At 21.4% G+C, this 23,485-nt stretch carries 17 protein-coding genes; 3 read left to right on the top strand and 14 right to left on the bottom strand.

Features of this window, described 5'->3' with window-relative positions; all coding sequences use genetic code 11:
• Window positions 1-238 precede the first annotated feature (238 nt).
• From BUCIKOCA2762_RS01450 to BUCIKOCA2762_RS01435, 4 genes are all read right to left on the bottom strand, one after another.
• Window positions 239-1,033: an exodeoxyribonuclease V subunit gamma gene (locus BUCIKOCA2762_RS01450; protein WP_154028728.1), complete on the bottom strand. Its 795-nt coding sequence runs from the start codon at window positions 1,031-1,033 to the stop codon at window positions 239-241.
• A 68-nt stretch (window positions 1,034-1,101) separates the two neighbouring features.
• Window positions 1,102-2,037 (bottom strand): small-conductance mechanosensitive channel MscS, encoded by a 936-nt coding sequence (gene mscS, locus BUCIKOCA2762_RS01445; protein ID WP_154028726.1) that lies wholly within the window; start codon window positions 2,035-2,037, stop codon window positions 1,102-1,104.
• 222 nt (window positions 2,038-2,259) lie between these two features.
• Window positions 2,260-3,336, bottom strand: a complete 1,077-nt coding sequence (gene fbaA, locus BUCIKOCA2762_RS01440; protein ID WP_154028724.1) for a class II fructose-bisphosphate aldolase — start codon at window positions 3,334-3,336, stop codon at window positions 2,260-2,262.
• Window positions 3,337-3,398: 62 nt separating this feature from the next.
• Window positions 3,399-4,547: a phosphoglycerate kinase gene (locus tag BUCIKOCA2762_RS01435; protein WP_154028722.1), complete on the bottom strand. Its 1,149-nt coding sequence runs from the start codon at window positions 4,545-4,547 to the stop codon at window positions 3,399-3,401.
• A gap of 648 nt (window positions 4,548-5,195) precedes the next feature.
• On the opposite strand from BUCIKOCA2762_RS01435, the gene asd reads away from it, so the two are divergent.
• Entirely contained in the window at window positions 5,196-6,308 is a 1,113-nt protein-coding gene (gene asd, locus BUCIKOCA2762_RS01430) for an aspartate-semialdehyde dehydrogenase (protein ID WP_154028720.1), read from the top strand.
• A 25-nt stretch (window positions 6,309-6,333) separates the two neighbouring features.
• Here asd and tusA read toward each other — a convergent pair whose 3' ends face one another.
• The 8 genes from tusA to prfB form a co-directional block, all read right to left on the bottom strand.
• Complete coding sequence (gene tusA / locus BUCIKOCA2762_RS01425) at window positions 6,334-6,561, bottom strand: sulfurtransferase TusA (protein ID WP_154028717.1); 228 nt, start codon at window positions 6,559-6,561, stop codon at window positions 6,334-6,336.
• Between the two features lie 70 nt (window positions 6,562-6,631).
• Entirely contained in the window at window positions 6,632-7,366 is a 735-nt protein-coding gene (locus tag BUCIKOCA2762_RS01420; RefSeq protein WP_154028716.1) for a hypothetical protein, read from the bottom strand.
• 266 nt (window positions 7,367-7,632) lie between these two features.
• Window positions 7,633-10,206 carry a leucine--tRNA ligase gene (gene leuS, locus BUCIKOCA2762_RS01415; RefSeq protein WP_154028714.1) on the bottom strand — a complete coding sequence of 858 codons (2,574 nt, stop codon included), beginning with the start codon at window positions 10,204-10,206 and terminating at the stop codon, window positions 7,633-7,635.
• 292 nt (window positions 10,207-10,498) lie between these two features.
• Complete coding sequence (gene ybeY / locus BUCIKOCA2762_RS01410) at window positions 10,499-10,885, bottom strand: rRNA maturation RNase YbeY (RefSeq protein ID WP_172598358.1); 387 nt, start codon at window positions 10,883-10,885, stop codon at window positions 10,499-10,501.
• Window positions 10,886-11,021: 136 nt separating this feature from the next.
• On the bottom strand, window positions 11,022-12,368 hold the full coding sequence (gene miaB / locus BUCIKOCA2762_RS01405; protein ID WP_154028710.1) for a tRNA (N6-isopentenyl adenosine(37)-C2)-methylthiotransferase MiaB: 1,347 nt from the start codon (window positions 12,366-12,368) through the stop codon (window positions 11,022-11,024).
• Between the two features lie 138 nt (window positions 12,369-12,506).
• Window positions 12,507-13,760: a diaminopimelate decarboxylase gene (gene lysA, locus BUCIKOCA2762_RS01400; RefSeq protein WP_154028708.1), complete on the bottom strand. Its 1,254-nt coding sequence runs from the start codon at window positions 13,758-13,760 to the stop codon at window positions 12,507-12,509.
• Window positions 13,761-13,931: 171 nt separating this feature from the next.
• The gene (lysS, locus tag BUCIKOCA2762_RS01395; protein WP_154028706.1) at window positions 13,932-15,437 is read right to left on the bottom strand and encodes a lysine--tRNA ligase; all 1,506 of its coding nucleotides are present in this window, start codon (window positions 15,435-15,437) and stop codon (window positions 13,932-13,934) included.
• An 8-nt stretch (window positions 15,438-15,445) separates the two neighbouring features.
• On the bottom strand, window positions 15,446-16,543 hold the full coding sequence (prfB, locus tag BUCIKOCA2762_RS01390) for a peptide chain release factor 2 (protein ID WP_154028704.1): 1,098 nt from the start codon (window positions 16,541-16,543) through the stop codon (window positions 15,446-15,448).
• Window positions 16,544-16,763: 220 nt separating this feature from the next.
• Between prfB and BUCIKOCA2762_RS01385 the strand changes: the two genes are divergently transcribed.
• Entirely contained in the window at window positions 16,764-17,744 is a 981-nt protein-coding gene (locus BUCIKOCA2762_RS01385) for a tRNA-modifying protein YgfZ (protein WP_154028702.1), read from the top strand.
• Window positions 17,745-18,021: 277 nt separating this feature from the next.
• On the opposite strand, the gene typA is transcribed toward BUCIKOCA2762_RS01385, so the two are convergent.
• Complete coding sequence (gene typA, locus BUCIKOCA2762_RS01380; protein WP_154028700.1) at window positions 18,022-19,833, bottom strand: translational GTPase TypA; 1,812 nt, start codon at window positions 19,831-19,833, stop codon at window positions 18,022-18,024.
• A 349-nt stretch (window positions 19,834-20,182) separates the two neighbouring features.
• Here typA and yihA point away from each other — a divergent pair, with 349 nt between their 5' ends.
• On the top strand, window positions 20,183-20,794 hold the full coding sequence (yihA, locus tag BUCIKOCA2762_RS01375; protein WP_172598357.1) for a ribosome biogenesis GTP-binding protein YihA/YsxC: 612 nt from the start codon (window positions 20,183-20,185) through the stop codon (window positions 20,792-20,794).
• Here the strand turns inward: yihA and polA are convergent.
• Window positions 20,777-23,470: a DNA polymerase I gene (gene polA, locus BUCIKOCA2762_RS01370; protein ID WP_154028696.1), complete on the bottom strand. Its 2,694-nt coding sequence runs from the start codon at window positions 23,468-23,470 to the stop codon at window positions 20,777-20,779. The genes yihA and polA overlap by 18 nt on opposite strands.
• Window positions 23,471-23,485: the final 15 nt, after the last annotated feature.

The following is a 23,485-nucleotide window of genomic DNA, read 5'->3' as shown; positions in this document are numbered from 1 at the left end:
AGAATATATGGTTTTATATTAGTTGCTGTAATCAGTATATCATTTAATTTTAATTTTTGGTCAATATTTAATATATTAATTATACATTTATATAATACTTGGATTTCTTGTAAATATGAACAACATCTATGAATAGAAAAAGAATAATCTTTTTGATATGATATAAATCTAGATTGATTAGATTCCGGTAAATTTTTAAATAAATCTTGTTTTAAAATGTATAAAATAGTTTTTGTATCTATTTTTTGATAAAAAAAAAATTTTTTTTAATATAACTTTTTTTTGTTTTTTTTTTTAATAATGAAATTGCAGAATTTGTATTGTTATTTTTGTTATATTGATATTGAAATAAATATATTGAAGTAAAATTTTGAATTGCGTGCAAAATGATTTGAATAAATGGATTTATAGGATTTTGAGAGAATATAAAAATATTATTAGGAATAAATTTAGAAAAATAGGATTTTTTTTTATCTTTATAGATGTTATTGATTGTTTCGGTTAAATTTTTTTGTTTAAAATTTTTTATTTTTTCTATTATTAAATTCCATAATTTTTTTTGCCATATATGTAAGGGTGATAAAATATTATTTTTTTTTTTTTTTTCCCATTGATATATTAATTTTGGTTGTAAAAAAATATATTTAATAAAAATATTTGCCATTTGAGAACAAAATTCTTCGTTTTTATATAAAATACCAGATTTTTTTAAAAATAATGAATCATTATCATTATCAATGATGGACATCAAAATCCATTTAAGATGTTCTTTTTTAAATATACTGACTTGTATATTATCTGATGTATAATTAATTCTTTCTATTAAATTAATAAAAAATTCTGAAATAATAGAATATTGTACATTCATACAAATATCTATTTTTTGAGAGATACGAATTTCTAGCCATTGTTTGATATAATTATCATGAATTAAAATTGTTTCTTTTTTTAAGATATTTTTATTAGATTTTATTTTTGTACAAATTTTATTAAGAAGAAAATTTATTTGATTTGATTTATATATTTTTAACATAATTTTCCATTAAATGATTTGTATCACGTTTAAGGCGCAGAATTAAGGATTCTGCGCTAATATTTTTATTATATATTATTTTTTCTTTCTTTCTGTATTTTTTTTTTATTTATTTTTAATATTTTATGTATTTTTTTATATAAATAAATATCCATTTTAGAATATGGTATAGTAATGTTATGTTGGTCTAGTGCTTTTTTAAATTTTAACATTAAATCTGAGTATACTGCATTTAATTCTTTTGTATGACACCAGCATTTAACAACAAATTTTAATGAAGATGGAGAGAATTCATTTAATCCAACGAAATTACCCGGATGTTTTAATACACGTTCTTCTTTATCAAGAACTGCTTGTAATACTGAAATTACTAAATCTACATCTGAATCGTATGCAACATTGATAACAAATTGGTTTCTTCGAATTGGCTCGCGAGAATAATTGATAATATTGCCAGCAACAATTCTTCCATTCGGTATTACTATAATTTTTCCATCTAGTGTTTTTAATGTGGTATAAAATATATGTATATTTAGTACAGTTCCAGCAGCATTGCCTAAATTAACATATTCATTGATTCGAAGTGGTCTTAATAGAACTAATAATACGCCTGCTGCAAAATTTGATAGAGATCCTTGTAATGCTAATCCAATTGCCATTCCAGCAGCTCCTATAATAGCGATAATTGAATTTGTTTGTACACCAACTTGCCCTAACGCTATTATACCTGTAAAAATAATAACGATATAGCGAGCTAAAGTAGATAAAAATCCAGAAATAGTGTTATCTATTTGATGTACAGAAAATAATTTTTGAGTTCCATTTGCAAAAAATTGACTAATAAAAAAACCTACAGTGATTACTATAATTGCAAAAGATAAATTTATTAGATAAGATAAAAATGTTTGTTTATTTAATAAAAAACAAAAACCAATATTATTTATATAATCTACTATATGTAATGCTTTTATTATTTGTTTTATAGCAAAAATTTTTTTGCGCATGTTCTATTTTTTATAGATTTTTGAAAATAAATATTTTTATTTGTTATTAATAATAAAAATTAATTTATAATTTTAATTAATTTTACCATACTAGATGGCATTATTTATTAACAAATTTTTTCATAATAAATAATAATTTATATTTATTTTAAATGATAAAAATGATATACAATGATATCATGATTTTATTTTTTCACAATAATAATATATATTTATTAAATTTTATAATGTATTACAAGAATTTAATGTTATAAACATTTTTTTTAAATATTGAATTGAATTTTTTTGTGCTTGTCTTAACCATATTCGGGGATCATAATATTTCTTATTAGGTTGATCTTTTCCTTGATCATTTCCTAATTGGCTATGTAAATATTGTTTATTATTTAAATAAAAATTCAATATTCCTTTCCAGTAATTCCACTGTATATCAGTATCAATATTGAATTTAACAACTCCATAATTAATAGATTTCTTGATATCATGAGTACTGGTGCCGGATCCTCCATGAAAAACGAAATTTAATGGATTTTTGGGTAATTTTTTTATAGTACTAATATATTTTTGTGCTTTTTTTAAAATAGAAGGTTTTAATGATACTTGACCGGATTGATATACACCATGCACATTACCAAATGCTGCTGCAATAAAAAAATTATTACTAATTTTATTTAATTTTTCAAATGTATAAAAAATATCTTTTGTATCAGTATATAATAATTCTTTATTGATATTTGTATTATTGATTCCGTCTTCTTCCCCTCCTGTACATCCTAATTCCATTTCTAACATCATATTTAATTTAGTTATTTTTTTTAAATACTTTGATGAAATATTAATATTGTTTTTAATATTTTTTTTTGATAAATCTATCATATGAGAAGAGAATAATGGACGTTGATTTTTTTTAAAAAATTTTTTACCTTCAGCAATTAGCCCGTCAATCCATGCAAGATGATCAAATTCGCAGTGATCGGTATGTAATATTACTGGCACATTATAATATTGGGACATTAAATGAACATGTTGTGCTCCGGATATAGCTCCTATTATTGCATTGGTATGATTTTTGGGTAATCCTAATCCACTTAAAAATAATGCTCCGCCATATGAAAATTGAATAATAACAGGAGATTTCATTTGTGAAGCTGATTCTAATACACCATTGATTGAATCAGTATTAATGCAATTTATTGCTGGTATAGCGAATTTGTATTTTTTAGCTAATGAAAATATAAATTTTATTTCATCGGCATTTAATACTCCGGGTTTAACAGAATTAAAAATTCTACATGTCATTATTTTATTCCTTATGTATTTTATTTTTAATATTTCAATTAAATAATAGTAAATTATATAATTTATTGTTTTTTAAATTTTTCAAGAATAGGTAGTGTTTTATGCTCTATAAATTCTAAAAATGCACCTCCACCAGTAGAAATATAAGAAATTTTATTATATATATTGAATAAATCAATAACAGCGATTGTATCTCCTCCTCCAGCAACAGAAAAAGCAGTGCTATTTGCAATTGATTTTGCGATTTCCTCTGTTCCTTTTCTAAAATTTGGAAACTCAAATACACCCATAGGACCATTCCACAATATTGTTTTAGCTTGTTTAATAATTTTTTTATATTTTTTAATTGTTTCATTTCCTATATCTAATATTTCTTCATTGGGTAGTATATTTGAAACTGATTTTATTGTTGCGATAGAATTTATAGAATACGATGTACTAACACGAGAATCTATTGGTAAAAATATTTTTTTTGTTTTGTATAAAATTTTTGCTTTATTTTTAAAATTTATTTCGTATAGCGATTTTCCAACAGGATGAAACATAGAAATAAATGTATTAGCAATACCTCCACCTAATAACATTGTGTCTGTAATCTTTAATAATGAACTTAATAATTTAAATTTGGTTGATATTTTTGCTCCACCTATAATTGTGACTATGGGATGTTTTGATTTATTTAATATACTTTTTAATATTTTTATTTCTGAATATAGTAATGGACCTATACATGATTGCTTTACAAAATCACAAATACCATATGTTGATGATTCTATTCGATGAGCTGTGGCAAAAGCATCCATAACAAATATATCGCATAAATTAGCGTATTTTTTAGATAAATCGATATTATTAGTTGTTTCTCCAAGGTTAAATCTAACATTTTCTAATACTACTATTTGATGAGAATCTATATCAATTCCTTTTAAATATTTTTTAATAAAAGTTATATTTACTCCAATTAGTTTTTTCTTTAAATATATAAAAATAGGAAATAAAGAAAATTTTTTATCATATTGTCCTTCTGTTGGTCTACCTAAATGCGAGGCTATTATTATTTTTGCATTTTTTTTTAATGCTAATTTTATTGTTGGAAGTGCTCGATCAATTCGTTCGCTAGATATTATTTTACCTTTATTTAAAGGAACATTTAGATCTAATCTAATGAATACTCGTTTATTTTTTAAGTCGAGGTCTTTCATATGTAACATTCTTTTATCCTTATATTTTATATATGTGAAATATTTTTAATAATAAAAACTATACAGCAAGTCATGAATTTTTAGTCTAGATATAGTATATTCAATTTTTGATTATCCGTCTTATTGGATAAATATGATATATATACTACATATATCATATTATTTCTATATGCGTATATAGTATTATTTAATATTAATTATTATTAATATAATATATGTTATGTTGATAACTTGTTTTTTAAATTTTTTATATTTTATTTATTAAATATAAATAATAATTTGTTATGTTTTTATATAAAAATTTTAAGTAATTTTAATTTATTTGCTTTCATTATATTGGAAAATATAATAAAATTAATAATATAGATGAAACATCTATGTAATTAATATAATTGATTTTCATAATATATTTGATAATATTTTTAATAATATAAATAATATTTATATTGTCAAAATAATATTTTAATATTATGTTTTATTTTATAAATATAAAATTTATAAAATATTATATATTAATATTATAGTTAATATAAAAATTTTTATATTGTAGTTACTCTGGTTACTCTAGTTAATATAATATTAAATATTTGATTTAGTGATATCAATAGATTATATTTAATATTTATTATGTTTATTTTAATATTGAGAATTATTATTATGAAAAAATTAGTAGGTTTTGTTGGGTGGAGGGGAATGGTAGGATCAGTTTTATTGGATCGTTTACAGAAAAATAATGACTTTTTAAATTTTAATTCAGTATTTTTTACTACATCACAGATATATGGTATGCCGCCAAACGTATTGAACCGAGTTTCTTCACGTTTAGAAGATGCATATAATATTGAATATTTAACTACATTAGATATCATTATTTCATGTCAGGGAGAAAAATATACTAAAAAAATTTATACAAAATTACAAGATATTGGGTGGAAAGGTTATTGGATTGATGCATCTTCTTATTTGAGAATGGATAAGAAATCAATTATTGTGTTAGATCCAATTAATTTTAATGATATTCAATTGGGTATAGAGAAAGGTATTAAAACATTTGTTGGCGGAAATTGTACAGTTAGTTTGATGTTAATGGCTTTAGGGGGTTTATTTGCGCAAGATCTTATTAAATGGATTTCTGTATCTACATATCAATCTGTTTCGGGTAGTGGCTCTCAGAGTATGTTAGAGTTATTAAAACAAATAGGTTATGTCTATAAAGATATTTCTGTATATTTATCATCAAAAAAATCTATACTAGAAATAGAAAAAATATTTACTTCTTCGCTAAATAAGATTAATTATTCTAATACGAAATTAAAAGGACCGTTATTAGGAAATTTATTTCCATGGATTGATACATCTATGAATAATGGTCAAACCAGGGAAGAATGGAAAGGTACTGTGGAAACTAATAAAATATTAAATTCTAAAAAGAATATTCTTATTGATGGAGTATGCGTTAGAGTGCCTTCCTTACGGTGTCATAGTCAATCTTTTACGATAAAATTACGCCATGATATTTCTGTAGAATCAATTAAATCTTTACTTTCTTCACATAATTCATGGGTACAAGTTGTAGATAATAACTTTGATTCTACAATGAATGAATTAAATCCATTACAAGTCACTGGTACATTAAATATTCCTATTGGTCGTATTAAAAAGTTAAATATTGGAAAAAAATATTTATCTGTATTTTCTGTAGGAGATCAATTATTATGGGGAGCAGCTGAACCGTTACGCCGTATTTTAAATATATTAATAAATCAATAAATTTTATTATTATTATTATTTTTATTTATTTTGTTTTAATTTCAATTAAATATGTATATGGAATTTTATCGGATGACATAGATAATAATCTATGTTTCATAAATCTACAAAACAAAATAATATCTTTATTACTAAATTTATCATCTGTTAATAAAAAAATTTTTTGTCCTTTTTTTAGTTTTCTTGCAGTTTTTCGTAATGTCATGATTACTTCTGGACATCGTAATCCTAATAAATTTAATGTATATTTCATGATATATTTCTCATGTATATAGTTTTATTAAAAATAAAATATTTATAATTTTTTATATATATAAAATATATTAATCTAAAATAATTGATAGTGTTTTTAGATGCATCCAAATAATTTCTATTTGATTATGATGTACGCATAATTCAATTTTTTTTAATATTTTTAATGCTAATAAGATTATTTTAATATTATTTTTTTTTATTAAAGAAAATAATGATAATTGCATTATTTTCTTTTTATAAATAATAAAATTTTTATAGTTATTTGGTATAAAAAATTTTTTTTTATATAATAAAATTATATAAATTAATGTTTTATAAGCATTTATTAGAATATTAAAATCATATTTTTGTTTTTTTAGTTTTAATAAAATTTTAAGTGCATGAATTTTATTAGTAACTACAATTGATTTAATCCAGTCATAATAATCAAATATTTGAATTTTTTTAAAATAATTATATAAAATATTTAATGTAATTATAGTATTTGGATATAAAAATATTATATTTTCTATTAAATTTGAAAATAAGCTTATATTTATGGGGCTATTTATTAATAAAAAATTTTTTGCAGATGAATTAATATTAATATTATTTTTTTTAATTTTATTATGAATCCATTGATGTATGTTTTTTGTGTATGAAAATGAATTATTTATTATTACTCCTAAATTTTTAGTATAACAAGAAAAAAAATGATTATATGATTTAATATTATTGAGATGAGGAAAATTAAAAATTTTTATATCTTTATTATTAGAATAATGCTTTATTCGATTTAAATTATTTTGTAAATCTTTAGACAAAATAGAATCATATATAGTTATATTTAATAATTGTATTGTAGAAAATAAATTTTGTTGTTTTAATTGATTAAAAACATTTTTCCAATCATTATTATTAGATATTGTTATATTAATTTTTTTGATTTTTTTTTTTTTTTTTAATATAATTAAAAATAATTTCTTTATTTTCTTTTATAAAAATATATTCAGATTCTAATATTATATATGTTAAAATTTTATTTTTATATATATATTTTTTTAAATTAATAGTATCTATAATCATGATATTATTTTTTATTTGTCTCTAAAATAAAGTTAATAACTTTATTGGGTATATAAATCACCTTTTTAATAGTTTTATTATAAAAATGTTTTTTTATTTCTTTTTTAGTTATTATTATGTTGATAACATCCTGTTTTGATAAATTATTTTTAATATTAATAATATTTCTTTTTTTTCCATGGATTTGTACAACAACTATTGAAGTTTTTTTTATAGTAAGATTATTATTAATGGACGGCCATTTTTCGGTATCAATACAATATTTTTTTCCATTTATTTTTTTCCACAATATAAAACAAATGTGTGGTGTAAACGGATATAACATTTTAATAATACTTTCTAAAGATTTTTTTAAGTTTTTATAATTTATTTTATTTTTATTGTACATATCTTCAATATAATTAAAAAATTTCATGATATGCGCAATAGCTGTATTGAATGAATTATCGTTTTTAATGTTATTAGTAACATGAATGATAGTATCATTTAATTTATATTTTATATTTTTTTGATTATATAGAATATCATTAGATGAATTTTTGATATTTTTAATTTTATTGGTATATACGAAGGTCCATATTTTTTTTAAAAATCTATGCATTCCTATTATGCTGCTGGAATTCCATTCCAGTGATTTATGTATAGGTGCAGCAAACATTAAAAATAATCGTAATGTATCAGCACCATATTGATTAACAATTAAGTGAGGATCAATTCCATTATTTTTAGATTTTGACATTTTTATTTTACCAGCATATATAATTTTATGTAAACAATTTTTTTTTGAGATCTTTATAATCTTACCATTTTTATTTCGATCAATATCTAGTTTAGATGGCGATAACCATTTTTTACTTCCATCATCGTTTTGTATATAAAATGAATCTATTATTACCATACCCTGACAGGTTAGTTTTTTTACTGGCTCTGGGGAATTAACGTATCCAAAATCACGTAATAACTTGTGATAAAATCTAAAATATATTAAATGCATCACTGCATGTTCAATCCCTCCAATATACTGGTCTACAGGTAACCAATATTTAGTAGATTTAGTATCTAAAATATCTGTATCAAAATTGGTATTAGTATATCGCGCATAATACCAAGAAGATTCCATAAAAGTATCAAATGTATCACTTTCTCTGGTTACTTTTTCTCCATATATTTTTGTTTTTAGCCATTTATTATATGACTTTAGTGATTGTGTATATTTATCTTGATGTATATATTTGGGTAATATAACTGGTAACTCTGTTTCTGGAACTGGTAATATATTATTTTTGTGATTAATAATCATAGGAATAGGAGTACCCCAATATCTTTGTCGAGAGATACACCAATCTTTTATTTTATAATATTTATATAATTTAGCTATTTTTTTTTTAATAAGTGTTTTGGTAATTTTTTTACGAGCTTGTTTTATCGATAAATTATTAAATTTTGAAGAATTTATTAAAATTATTTTTTTTTCTATATTTTTATTATTAATATTAGAAAATATTAATTTAATTGGAATATTATAGATTTTAGCAAAAGAATAATCTATTTTATTATGACCTGGTACCGCCATAATTGCTCCAGTAGCATAATCATGTCGTACGTAATTTGTTATCCATAATGGTATTTTTTTGTGAGTAATAGGATGTGATACCAATAAATTTGTATTAATACCAAATAAATTATTGCTATTTTTAAAATCAGTATTGAAAAGGTCTATATTTTTTTTTAAAAATTGATTAATTTGACTATTATTTTTAATAATAGTAGAAATTAATGGATGATGTATAGATATAGCAAAAAAAGTTATACCCATTATAGTTTCAGGTTTTGTCGTATATATGTTTAAAAAATAATTTTTATCTTCTATTTTACATTTTATTTTAATACCTTCGGATTTTCCTATCCAGTTTTTCTGCATAGTAATTACTTCTTTAGGCCATTGGTTTAATAATTTTAGATCTTGTAGTAATTCTTCAGCATATGCGGTGATTTTAATAAACCACTGTGATATTTTTTTAAACGTAATTTTAGATCCGCATCTCCAACATTGACCATTTTGAGCTTGTTCATTAGCAAGAACAGTATTATCAACACTACACCAATTTACTACAGTTTTTTTTTTATAAACGAGATTTTTTTTGAATAATTTTATAAAAAATGATTGTTCCCAGCGATAATATTTAGGTTGGCATGTAGTAATTTCTCTACTCCAATCATAACTGAATCCAAGTGATTGTAGTTGTTTTTTCATAATGGAAATATTTTTTAGCGTCCATTTATGGGGTGAAATACCTTTTTTGATAGCTGTTTCTTCGGCCGGTAAACCAAAAGCATCCCAACCAATTGGCTGTAATACGTTTTTTCCTAACATTCTTTGATAACGTGAAATTACATCACTGATTGTATAATTGCGAACGTGACCCATATGCAATTTACCTGATGGATATGGAATCATAGGTAGACAATAAAATTTTTTTTTCGTTTTATCTTCAATTACAGAAAATGTTTTATTTTTTATCCAGTGCTTTTGAACAACAGATTCTATTTTTTTTGGATTATAACTAATATCTTCCATATTTTCCTATCAATAAATTTAATTTTTAAATTTTTAAAAAAATATTTTTATATAAATTTTTGAATGATTAAATAAATTATAAATTTATTTTGGATATTGATTTATATATAATATAATTTTGTATATATACTAATATATCAAATTTTTAATATAATTTTTTATTAAATTTATATCTTTATATTTTATATAAAAATATATATTAATATATTTGTGTATAAATTACATTAACAAAGATACTATGTGTACATAATTGTATTAATAAATATAATTAAACTTAATATTTAATTTTAATTTATATGTGATATTTATATGGATTACGAAATCCTAGTTTTATCATTATTTCTTTTTCAATATTTTGCATTTTGTTTCTTGATTTTTTATTGTTATGTGTATAATGTAATAAATGTAGTGTAGAATGAATGACCATATGCGCCCAATGTTCTAGTCTATCTTTTTTTAGCAATAAAGCTTCTTTATTAATATAATTTGGACATAAAATAATATCCCCTATATAATTATAAAATTTATGTTTTATATTGATGTTTTCTGTAGATGGAAACGATAATACATTTGTGGGTATGTTTTTTCTTCTATATTTTTTATTTAAGTATGTTATTTCTTTTATATCTACTAATCTAATTGTAATTTCTATTTTTTTTGAAAAAAATATTTTTTTCAACCATGATAAAAAAAATTGTTTTTTGGGAAAAAATATTTTTTTTTACATATAACTTGTATATATATTTTCATATTTTTTTAATCAGTTTATTTGTATAAATTATAGTTGATTTTGTTTATTTTAATTTTATTAATTTTTAATTAATATGTCCTTTTAAATATGTATGATAATTGATATCTGTTATTTTTAATGATACAAATTGTCCAATTAATTCACTGTTTCCTTTAAAAAAAATAATTCTATTATTTTCTGTTCTTCCATATAAATTTTGAGTATTATTTTTTGTGTATCCTTCTACTAATACGGATTGAGTTGTACCCAACATTCTTCTTCTCCACTGAAAAGATTGTTGTGCAATTTTTTTTTGTAGTATAAATAGTCGATTTTTTTTTTCTTCTATTGGAGTATTATCTATTAATTTAGAGGCTCGTGTACCTGGTCTTTTAGAATATATAAAGCTATAACTTGTATCAAAATTAATTTTTGAAATCAATTGTAGTGTTTGCTGAAAATCATGATGAGTTTCTCCAGGAAAACCGATAATGAAATCAGAACTTATACTAATTGTAGGTCGAATAGATTTTAGTTTATAAACTATATTTTCGTAATCTTCTACTGAATAACCTCTTTTCATTAATTTTAAAATCTTATTTGATCCGCTTTGTACGGGTAAATGTAAAAAATTCGTTAATTGTGGAATATATCTGTAAGCTTCTATAATATCATCACTAAATTCCATTGGGTGACTGGTAATATATCTGATTCTATCAATTTTCGGGATTTCTGATATAGAATATAATAAATCTGAAAATCTATATTTTTTTTTATTAATGATATCATCTGTACAATATGCATTTACATTTTGTCCTAACAAAATTATTTCTCGCACACCAATTTTAGCTAGTTGTTTAATTTCTGATAATATATCTATTTGATTCCTACTAACTTCTGCACCTCTTGTATAAGGTACAATGCAGAAAGAACAATATTTATTGCATCCTTCTATAATGGTAACGAATGAAGTAAATTTTTTATTTATTTTCGTATTAATGGAATAATTAAATTTTTTTAATGATTGTGTTTCTATATCAATTATTAAAGTTTTATTTTTATAAGATTTCTGAATTAATTTAGGTAGTTTATGTAAAGTTTGAGGTCCAAAAATAATATCAACAAATTTAGCGCGTTTGTAAATTTTTTTTCCTTCTTGAGCAGCTACGCATCCGCCAACTGCTATTAATACACTAGATTTTTTTTGCTTTATTTTTCTCCAACGTCCTAATTGATGAAATAATTTTTCTTGAGCTTTTTCTCTGATGGAGCATGTATTTAAAATTAAAATATCAGATTTTTCTGGTATTTTTGTAATAACATAATTATTATTTTTAGTTAATATATTAGCAATAATGGAAGAGTCATGGTCATTCATCTGACAACCCCATGTTTTTATATATATTTTTTTTTTAATTATATTGATATTCATAAGTAATATTTATATTTAACCAATTATTTTATTTTTAATATATTTTAATTTTTATTATTATAATATAATATCATTATTTTTAATAATTTATATAAAAAATTTAATTAGTTTGTTTATGGATAATTTATTGGTTATTTTTTATATAGATGTTTCCAGCGATAACATTTCTTGTATAGTTTGGCGTCGTCTAATTAATTTAAATTTTTCTTTTATATATAAAATCTCTGGAATAAAAGGTCTACTATTATAATTGGATGACATAGAGGCTCCATAAGCACCAGTATCATGAATAATAATATAGTCTCCAGGACTAACTTGAGGAAGAATTCTAGGAAATATAATGCCTGTTTCTTTTACTGTAAACACGTCTCCTGATTCACATAATGGTCCAGCAATAATACTTTTGATCATAGGTATATTATTTTTATTTTTTATGTTTTGGTACATTACTGATATTTTGTGATAGCTACCATATAAAGTGGGTCTTATTAAATCATTAAATCCTGAGTTTATTAGTACAAATGTATTATTTCCCATATTTTTTACAGTATATACTTTAGCAATTAATATCCCGGATTGACCTACTAAAAATCGACCTGGTTCAATTTCTAATTTAATAGGACATTTTAAAGTAGAAGAGATTATTTTTTTTGTATGATTCCATTTATTGTAGTAATTTTCTATATCTGTTTCTTTATCTTGGTCTGAATAAGGAATTTTTAATCCACCTCCCGCAGATATAAATTTTATTTTTTTATTTAACTGAATAGCATTTTTTTTCATAGATTTACAAACTTGATATAGATTTTCTGTATTAACTCCAGATCCAATATGCATATGCAATCCAATAAGATTTAAATTATATTGATTAATAATTGATAATGCTTCTATAGGGTTCCAGATTCCATGTTTGCTGGTATCACCTCCGGTATTAGTTTTTATATGATGTCCATTACCGAATTTAGGATTAATTCTAATCCAAACAGAGTGACCTGGAGATACTTTTCCTATTTTTTTTAACATATCTACTGATCCAGCATTTACTGGAATTTTTTTTTGAATTACTTCTCTAAGAACTTTATTTTCTAAAATATCTGATGTAAATACTATATCGTTATTATTTGGTTTAAATCCTGCTATAATAGCTCTTTTTATTTCTCCTAATGAAACAGCATCAATTTTAACATTATTTTTTTTCATTAGTTTTAAAATATGTATATTGGAACAAGATTTTTGTGCAAAACGAATAATATCAAATTTTTCTAATTTTTTTATTTGTTTGATGATTATATTGGCATTATAAACCCATATAGGAGTTTTATATTTTTTGATTAAATACATAATATTGTTGTGTGTTAACATTTTTTTTTGTATATTTGGTATATTACACATTTGTATTTTCCATAAGTATTAGTTTATAGTTTTTAATGAGAAATATTATTTGTTAATAATTTTATTGATATTAACTTATTTTTTTATATATATTTTATATATATTTAAAGATAATTTTTTATTTTTATATTTTTTTATTTTAGATTTACTATATAATAGTATTTTTTAATATTATTGTTTTTTTTTTAAAATCGGAAAAAGTATAACATCTTTAATACTTTTTTGATTTGTTAATATCATGATTAATCTATCAATACCTATACCTAAACCAGATGTGGGCGGTAGTCCATGCTCTAGGGCGGTAATATAATCCTCGTCGTAGTAAAAATTTTTTGAAATATTTGTATATTTTTTTTGAGCTAATTGTAATTTAAATCGTTTTTTTTGTTCCTCAGGATCATTTAGTTCAGAAAAACCATTAGCTATTTCATATCCAGCTATAAAAAATTCAAATCGTTCTGTTATTTTTTTATTTGTTGTATTTGTTCTAGCTAAGGGAGAAATTTCAATTGGATATTCAGTTATAAATGTAGGATTAATAATTTTTTTTTCTGTTTTTTTTTCAAAAATTAAATAAATTATTTCTCCAAGAGAATTAGATAATTTAGTATCTAAATAAAGTTTTTTTGCTATTTTTTTAGCATTTTCAACGGTATTAAGGTCAGATGGTTGAATATTTTTATTAAATTTTAAGATTGCTTCAATCATAGTCATTTTTTTAATTGGTTTTTTAAAATTTAATTGATAGTTATCATATTTGATAGTATGTGAATTAAAATTTTTTTTTATTAAAAAAATAAATAAGTCTTCTAAAAGAGACATCATATCTATATAATTGCTATAAGCATCATAAATTTCCATCATAGTAAATTCAGGATTATGTTGGGTAGACAAACCTTCGTTCCTAAAATTTCGATTTATTTCAAAAATTTTATCAAATCCTCCAATAATTAATCTTTTCAAATATAGTTCGGGAGCGACTCTTAAATACATTGTTTCTGACAAAGAATTATGATAGGTAGTAAACGGTTTTGCATTGGCGCCTCCAGGAATTGGATGCATCATAGGTGTTTCAACTTCTAAAAAATCTTTTTTTTTCATAAAAGAACGAATATTGGAGATAATTATTGATCTTTTTTTAAATATTTTTATAGAATTAGTATTAGAGATAAGATCTAAGTATCTTTTTCTATATTTGATTTCTTGATTTTTTAAACCCTGATATTTATCTGGTAATGACCGTAAAGATTTAGTTAGTAAGTATATTTTTTGGCAATAAATAGATAATTCTAATGTATTTGTTTTAAATATGGTTCCTTTGACTCCAATTATATCTCCTAAATCTAATTCTATTATATAAGTAAAATAATAACTTTCTGTAAATAGATTACTTTTTATATATATTTGAATTTCATAATTATTATTTGTTATTACCAAAAAAGTAGCTTTCCCTAAAATTCTCTTTTTTATGATTCTTCCTGAAATTTTCACTATGCGATCTAATTGATTGAGATCATATTTAGTATGATTTTTATATGTATTCAATATTTCTTGAATTTTATTTGTATAATTAAATGTATTAGGAAAATTAAAACCTAATTTACGTAATTGTAATAATTTATTTTTTCTTGTATTAATTTCATTTTTTTTTTTTATATACGGAATAATTTTTGGCATTTTTATTTTTATAATCCCATTTTTAAGCTTGTTTCGATAAATTGGTTTAAATCACCATTTAAAACATTGTGTATATCGTTTCTTTCTATTTTTGTTCTAATATCTTTTATTCTAGAGTCATCTAATATATATGAACGAATTTGGTTTCCCCAACCAATATCTAGTTTATTTTGATTAATGATTTTTTTTTCTATTTTTTTTTTATTTATTTCTAGTTTATACAATTTTGCTTTTAATTGTTTTATAGCTGTACTTTTATTTTTATGTTGAGAACGATTATTTTGACATTGTGTTACTATACCTGAAGGTATATGTGTAATACGTACTGCGGATTCTGTTCGGTTCACATGCTGACCTCCAGCTCCTGATGCTCGATAGACATCAATTCTTAAATTTTTTGATTCAATATTTATATTGATATCATTATTTAATTCAGGATATACAAATACTGAGCTGAACGATGTATGTCGCCTATTACTTGCGTTAAATGGGCTCTTGCGAACTAATCTGTGTATTCCTGTTTCTGTACGAAACCAACCAAATGCAAAGTTACCTTTAATTTTTAATGTAATAGATTTTATTCCTCCAATTTCTCCTGTTGATTTTGTTATGATATTTGTTTTAAATTTTTTATTCAATGAATATTTTAAATACATTTTTAATAACATTTTTGTCCAATCTTGTGATTCTATTCCTCCTGAACCAGACTGTATGTCTATATAACAATTATTTTTATCATGTTTATTATTAAACATAGTATAAATTTCTAATTTATGTAATTTTTTTGTTAATTTTTGATATTGTGTATTTATTTCTTTTAATATTTCTAGATCTTGTTCTTTATTAAATAATTTAATCCAGTATTCTATATCATAGAGTCTATTTATTAATATTTTTATTGTATTTTTTTCTTGAGATAAAAAGTTTTTTTGTTTATATAATCTTGATATTAATTTAGAGTTATTATGGGATGTTAAAGTTTTTATTTTTATATCAATAGATTGAATTTTTTTACTATTATGTACAAAATTAGTATTTTTTTTTAATAAAAATATTTTATTTTTTAATTTTTTTATTTTTTTATTTAATATTAGTAAATCTAACATTTTTTCATCTTTACGTGTATTTTTTATCATTTTTATTAATAAAGTAATGTTTAAATATTATATTATTTTTAAAATATTATTTTTATGATATTTTATATAGTATTTAGTATATGTTTTTATAATATAATTATATTTTTTACAAACATCAATATTTTTATTATAATAAACAATTATTTAATATAAATATATTTCATATTTATTTTAAGGTATATATAATTTTATGAAAAATAATGAGATAGACAATACTATAATTTATCTGAGTAAAAATTTATTCTATAATATATTTATGGAATTGGATAGTTGGTCTTTAATAAATATTACAGGAATAGATAGAAAAGAATATTTAAATAATCAATTTACAATAGATATGAATGTAATTAGCAAACATCAATATAAGGTTGGTGCTCACTGTAATATTAACGGAAAAGTATGGACTTCTTTTTTTATATTTAAATATTATGATTGTTATTTATATATTATACGGTCTTCAGTATATAAAAAACATATATATGAATTAAAAAAATATTCTTTATTTTCTAAAATAGATATTTCTAAAGAAATAAATTTCGTAATATTTGGTTTATTGGGACCAGATAGTTTATTGATTATAGAAAGATTTTTTTTGAAAAAATTTAATAAAAATCAATCATTAATTATTTCAAAAAAAACAATTATTTTAAAAATTAATAAACCTATTAATAGATTTTTAATAATTATACATAAGAGTGAATTATTTAGTTTTTTAAAATTTATAAAACAACACGCTATATATAGGGATAGCAAACAGTGGTTAGGGTTAGATATTGAATCTTATTTTCCGATTATTGATAATGAAATATCCGGTCGATTTATATTGCAATCATTAGGTTTAAAAGAATGGAATGCAATTGATTTTAATAAAGGTTGTTATTATGGTCAGGAAATATTATGTAAATATGAAAATAAAAAAATAAATCAGTTTATTGTTTGTTCTTTAATAGGTGAAAATTGTTTATATAATCTTAAAATTTCTGAAAATATTGATTATTTTGATAATCAAACAGGAAATGTATATCATGTTGGAATAATATTAGCATGGGTTCCTATATTTGATAAAAAAATATTATTACAAATTCGCATGAAGAAAAGATTTTTTAAGTATAAAAATATTTTCTTTTTATCATCTGATCCAGATATTAAATTTAGAATATTTGAATGTTAGAGTATTAAAAATAATGTGATTTAATTATATTATATAAAATTATTTTTGTGTTTTAATATATACGAAATAAGATAATATTAATGAATATTGAAAATTTAGTAATTTATTTTAATATTTTTAATTTTATGTAAAAATCGATTTTACATTAATGTGTCATTTATTGAAATACTTGATTTGAAATATATATTATAAAAAGAATCTTTTTTTATAAAATAAAGATTCTCTTTCGTAATTATCACAATAATAATTTTTATAAAAATTTTTTCGGATAAAACTATTATTTTTTTTTAAATTTTTTTCTATCGCTTTCTGTTAAGTGTATTTTTCTAAATCGTATTGAATAAGGCGTTACTTCAATTAATTCATCATCATTTACAAAATTAAGAGCATATTCTAGAGTAATTTTAATTGGTGTAATTAAAGTAATGGCTTCATCGGTTCCAGAAGCACGCATATTGGTTAATTTTTTACCAATTAAGCAGTTAACAGTTAGGTCATTAGATCTATTGTGTATTCCTACTATTTGACCTTCGTATACTTTTTCACCATGTTGTATGAACATTTTGCCGCGATTTTGTAAGTTATGAATGGAAAAAGATACAGCGGTACCAGTTTTTTTTGAAATAAGAACTCCGTTTTTTCTTTGTCCAAATTGATTTTTTTGAACTGCACCATAATGACTAATAGAAGAAAAAAAAGTACCGCTACCAGAGGTAATGTTCATAAATTCAGATCTAAATCCAATTAGAGACCTACTAGATAATATGCATTCAATTTGAATTCTATTATATTCGTTTGATATAATACTTTGTATTTCGCCCCTTAATTCACCTAACTTCTGTATTAATTGGCCTTGATGTTTTTTTTCAATATCTAATAATACTATTTCAAAAGGTTCAGTTAAAACATTATTTTTTTCTTTAAAAATTACTTTAGGTCTTGAAACTTCTACTTCAAAATTTTCTCTTCTTAACTGTTCAAGTAAAATAGATAAATGTAATTCTCCCCTTCCTGAAACAGAAAAGATATTTGAATTTTTTGTTTCTTCTACTTTTAAAGAAATATTTCGAATAGTTTCTTTTTTTAGTCGTTCTAGAATTTGACGAGAAGTTATATATTTTCCTTCTTTACCACAAAAAGGTGATTGATTTACACAAAATAGCATGTTTACTGTTGGTTCATCTATTTCTAGATTAGGTAAAGGGTGTAAAAATTCAGGATCACAAATAGTATCTGATATCTGAATATCATTTAAACCTGTAATTGCAATTATATCACCAGTATATGCAATTTCTATTTTTTTTTGTTTTAAACCATAAAATTTAAGAATATTATTTATTTTTCCTGTATAAATCTTTTTTTTGTTTCTTAAAACTGAAACTGTTTGATTTGTTTTTAATTGTCCTTGTTGTATTTTTCCAATTCCAATCATTCCAAAATAATTATTAAAATCTAATTGAGATATCTGTATTTGAAGAAAATTTTTTGATGATATATTTGGTGTAGGTGTATATTCTATTATTGCGTTTAATAATGGAATCATATTATCGTGCATTTTATCAGGATGATAACCGGAATGACCTAGCAAAGCTGATGTATATATAACAGGAAAATCTAACTGGTCATCATTAGCTGATAAATCAACAAATAAATCAAATATTTGATTAATAACCCAGTCTGGTCTAATAGTAGGTCTATCCATTTTATTAATTATAATAATTGGTTTTATTTTATATAAAAATGATTTTTTAGTAACATAACGTGTTTGGGGCATTGGGCCTTCGAACGCATCTACAACCAATAATACGGAATCTACCATAGATAATATTCTTTCTACTTCCCCTCCAAAATCTGCATGACCTGGGGTATCGATAATATTGATATGATAATTTTTCCATTTTATAGAAGTATGTTTGGATAATATAGTAATGCCTCTTTCTTTTTCTAATTCATTAGAGTCCATAATTCTATCTATTTTTTCTTCATGTTGTTGAAATGTACCGGATTGTTGTAATAATTGATCTAGTAATGTTGTTTTCCCATGATCAACATGAGCAATTATGGCAATATTTCTAATCATTTTATTCATATGAATACCAGTTTTATTTTTAAAAGTTTATTGTAATGTATATTAAATTTTATTTAATAATAAATATTATTTTTATTAAATAAATAATTATTTGATAAAATATTTTATATATTGAACATAATTTATTTAATATATAAATAAATTTATATTTATTAATAATGAAATATTAAATGTTTTTATAAAAATTATGATTTTAGTACATTTAAAAAATTTATATATAAAATTTAAACATTAATATTTTTAGTGTATAATTATATTTATATTTTACAATATTTTTTAAGACATAAATCATTTTTTTGAAATTAATTATTATTAATTAGTTTTATTTATTAACAAGGAAAATATCTATTTGAATAGTATAAAATTTAATAAAACATTTTTTGTAAAAAGTATTGTTAATTCCGTTAAATTAAAAGAATTTTTTGGAATGGAAGTTGCGTTTTTAGGATACTCTAATTCCGGAAAATCTAGTATACTTAATTGTATTACCAATAATAAAAAATTAGCACGAGTTAGCAAATTACCTGGCAGAACAAGAACAATAAATTTTTTTAGTGTTTTATCAGATTTTAGATTATTAGATTTTCCAGGATATGGATATTCTAAAATAGATCATTTAACTAATACAGTACTTCACAAAAGTTTATTATTTTATTTAAAAAATAGAAAATGCTTATACGGTGTTGTTATAATATCTGACATTCGTGTTGCTCTTAAACCATTAGATTCAATGATTTTAAAAGCATTAAAATATAAATTATTTCCTATTTTATTAGTGTTAACAAAAAGCGATAAAGTTTCTAGACAAAAATTAGCTATAAAGTTATTATACATAAATAATATTTTATTGAAATTTAATCCTAATATTGTTGTATGTAGTTTTTCTAAATTTAAAAAATCGGATATTTTTTTTATACAAAATCAATTATATAAATGGTACAAATTATATAGATGTATTTAACGTGTATGATTTTAGTTCTTTCCAATTTTTTCCTATTTTAATAGAAATATATAAAGGTGTTATTAGTTTTGTGCTATTTTCCATATAATGTTTAATTAAATGTATTAATGGTTTTTTTTTTTCTTCTTTTATTTCAAATATTAATTCATCATGTATATGCATAATTATTTTTGCATCATTACGAAAATTTTTTTTAAATATAGTATGTAATTTAATCATAGATGTTTTGATAATATCTGAAGCAGTATTTTGGATAATTGAATTTATACAAAAACGTTTTGCGTAGTTTTTTACTGTTTTATTAGTTGAATTAATATCAGGTATATATATATTTCTTCCAAACAAAGTAGTTATATATTTATTTTTCTTTGCAATATGATAAATATATTTTATATATTTTTTTATTTTTCTATATGTTAAAAAATAATTCTTAATATATTCGCTAGCTTCTAATATAGAAATATTTAATTGTTGAGATAGTCCAAATGGACTAATTCCGTATAATATAGAAAAGTTTATAACTTTAGCAATATTTCTATGATAAGATTTTATTTGTTCAGATTTTATTTTAAAAATATGTTTAGCTGTTTCAAGATGTATATCTTGATCAAATGACAAATCTTGTATCATTTTTTTGTCTTGCGAATAATGCGCCATTATCCTTAATTCAATTTGAGAATAATCTGCAGTTAATAATAACCATTTTTTTTTTACAATAAATGCTATTCTAATTTTTCTTCCTAATTTAGTTTTAATGGGAATATTTTGTAAATTAGGGTTTCTAGAAGATAATCTCCCAGTTGAAGTAGATGTTTGGTGATATGTAGTATGAATTTTATTTGTTTTTTTGTTTATTAATTGAATTAATTTTGTTAAATAAGTATTTTTTAATTTGCTTAGAATTCTATATTGTAAAATAATTTTTGGTAATTTATGAATTTTAGATAATTCCAAAAGAACTTTTTCATTAGTAGAAATATTACCACTTTTTGTTTTTTGAATATGTGGAAAATTATATTTCTTAAATAGTATATATTGTATTTGTTTATTAGATTTAATATTAAATTTTTCTTGAGTTATATAATATATTTTTTTTTTTAATTTATTTAATGTTTTTATAGTTTTTTTTTTTTGTTTTTTTAATATTTTTTTTTTTTTTAAAACACCATTATTTTCCATAGTTGATAACACTTGTAATAATGGCATATCAATAGAATAAAAGATTTTTTTTTTATCTTTTATACTGAAATAATCTTTAGTCTTTAAATATATTTTTAATGACATTAAAGATTCTTGAGTAATATTATGAATTAATTTTTCTAAATTATAACTTGTATATTTTATAGGATGTGTATTAATAAGATATTTTTGATAGTTTTTATATGTATTACTTAGTTTATAATTATAACATGCGATTGATGTATCGAAATACATTCCATTTAATGTAATATTAAATTTTTTTAATAAATGAAATATATTTTTTAAATTTGTACCTATCTTGCGGTATTTTTCGTCTTCTAAAATAGATTTAATAGTATTTAGAATTATAATTTTATTAATACTTTTAGTATTAGATTTTTTTTGATTAGAAACATACCACCATGTTGTATGATTTTTAGTAGAAATAGACATAGAAAAAATATTATTTTTTTTGTTTACAGTAGCCGTGAACATAGCTATAGAAAATATTTTTTTTTTAATTATTTGTTTTATTAGTTCTGAAAGAACATTTAAATTAATAATTTCAATACATTTATTATGATTTTTTTTTTTTTTGTACATATTAATGATGGGGAATTGATTATTATATATATTTTCAATATATTGGTTAAATTGATAATATTTAAATTTTTGTAATAATAGCGGTATATTTGCTGGATAATATTTAATTGTAGTAATAAAATTATCTATTAAAATATTTTTATTAATTTTTGTTAAATGATATGATAAAAAAGCTATTTTTTTATTTTCTTTTAATTTATTTGTAATATTTTTTATGTTTTTAATAGGTAAATCATAAATTTTTTCGATATTATTGTATATATCTTTAATACTAACAAAGTGTTTTAAAAGAATCATAGCAGTTTTTTTTCCTATTCCGGGTACTCCAGGGATATTGTCAGATGAATCTCCAACTAAACTTAAGAAATCTGCTATAGATGTTGGTGATATTCCATATTTTTTATATACATTATTTTTGTTTAATATTTCTTTTTTAAAATTTCCTGGAATAATAGAAACTTGTTTATTAATTAATTGAATTAAATCTTTATCAGCGCTATATATCAATACATAATATTTTTTTTTACTGAATTGTTTTGATAACGTGCCTATTATATCATCAGCTTCGATGTTATTTATACTTACGATAGGTATACCTAATGCTCTGATTATTTCTTGTAATGGTTGTATTTGTTTTTTTAAATTTTCAGGTATTGGTGGTCTATTATTTTTATATTGTGTATATAGTTTGTGTCTAAAATTTTGTGTTGGAGTATCAAATATAGTTATTATTTTTTTTGGATTGAATATTTTCGTTAATTTATTAAATATTTTAATATAACCATATACTACTCCAGTAGGCTCTCCGTTATTATTTTTTAATTTTAAAAATGAAAAATGTGTTTGATATAGACAATAATGTCCATCTATTAATATTATTGTTTTTTTATCCATGTATATCCTGATTTA

This window comes from Buchnera aphidicola (Cinara kochiana kochiana), from assembly GCF_900698905.1.
Classification (GTDB): Bacteria; Pseudomonadota; Gammaproteobacteria; order Enterobacterales; family Enterobacteriaceae; genus Buchnera_F; species Buchnera_F aphidicola_W.
The sequence above is the reverse complement of the archived record's forward strand: the minus strand, read 5'-3'. Positions and strand labels throughout refer to the sequence as shown.

Excerpts from the sequence above, each read along its gene's own strand:
- leuS (WP_154028714.1), bottom strand. The coding sequence starts at position 10,206 with ATGGAAGATATTAGTTATAATCCAAAAAAAATAGAATCTGTTGTTCAA.
- fbaA (WP_154028724.1), bottom strand. The coding sequence starts at position 3,336 with ATGACATGTAGAATTTTTAATTCTGTTAAACCCGGAGTATTAAATGCC.
- miaB (WP_154028710.1), bottom strand. The coding sequence starts at position 12,368 with ATGAATATCAATATAATTAAAAAAAAAATATATATAAAAACATGGGGT.
- prfB (WP_154028704.1), bottom strand. The coding sequence starts at position 16,543 with ATGTTAGATTTACTAATATTAAATAAAAAAATAAAAAAATTAAAAAAT.
- tusA (WP_154028717.1), bottom strand. The coding sequence starts at position 6,561 with ATGAAATATACATTAAATTTATTAGGATTACGATGTCCAGAAGTAATC.
- BUCIKOCA2762_RS01450 (WP_154028728.1), bottom strand. The coding sequence starts at position 1,033 with ATGTTAAAAATATATAAATCAAATCAAATAAATTTTCTTCTTAATAAA.
- asd (WP_154028720.1), top strand. The coding sequence starts at position 5,196 with ATGAAAAAATTAGTAGGTTTTGTTGGGTGGAGGGGAATGGTAGGATCA.
- BUCIKOCA2762_RS01435 (WP_154028722.1), bottom strand. The coding sequence starts at position 4,547 with ATGTTACATATGAAAGACCTCGACTTAAAAAATAAACGAGTATTCATT.
- polA (WP_154028696.1), bottom strand. The coding sequence starts at position 23,470 with ATGGATAAAAAAACAATAATATTAATAGATGGACATTATTGTCTATAT.
- typA (WP_154028700.1), bottom strand. The coding sequence starts at position 19,833 with ATGAATAAAATGATTAGAAATATTGCCATAATTGCTCATGTTGATCAT.
- lysS (WP_154028706.1), bottom strand. The coding sequence starts at position 15,437 with ATGCCAAAAATTATTCCGTATATAAAAAAAAAAAATGAAATTAATACA.
- lysA (WP_154028708.1), bottom strand. The coding sequence starts at position 13,760 with ATGTGTAATATACCAAATATACAAAAAAAAATGTTAACACACAACAAT.
- BUCIKOCA2762_RS01385 (WP_154028702.1), top strand. The coding sequence starts at position 16,764 with ATGAAAAATAATGAGATAGACAATACTATAATTTATCTGAGTAAAAAT.
- mscS (WP_154028726.1), bottom strand. The coding sequence starts at position 2,037 with ATGCGCAAAAAAATTTTTGCTATAAAACAAATAATAAAAGCATTACAT.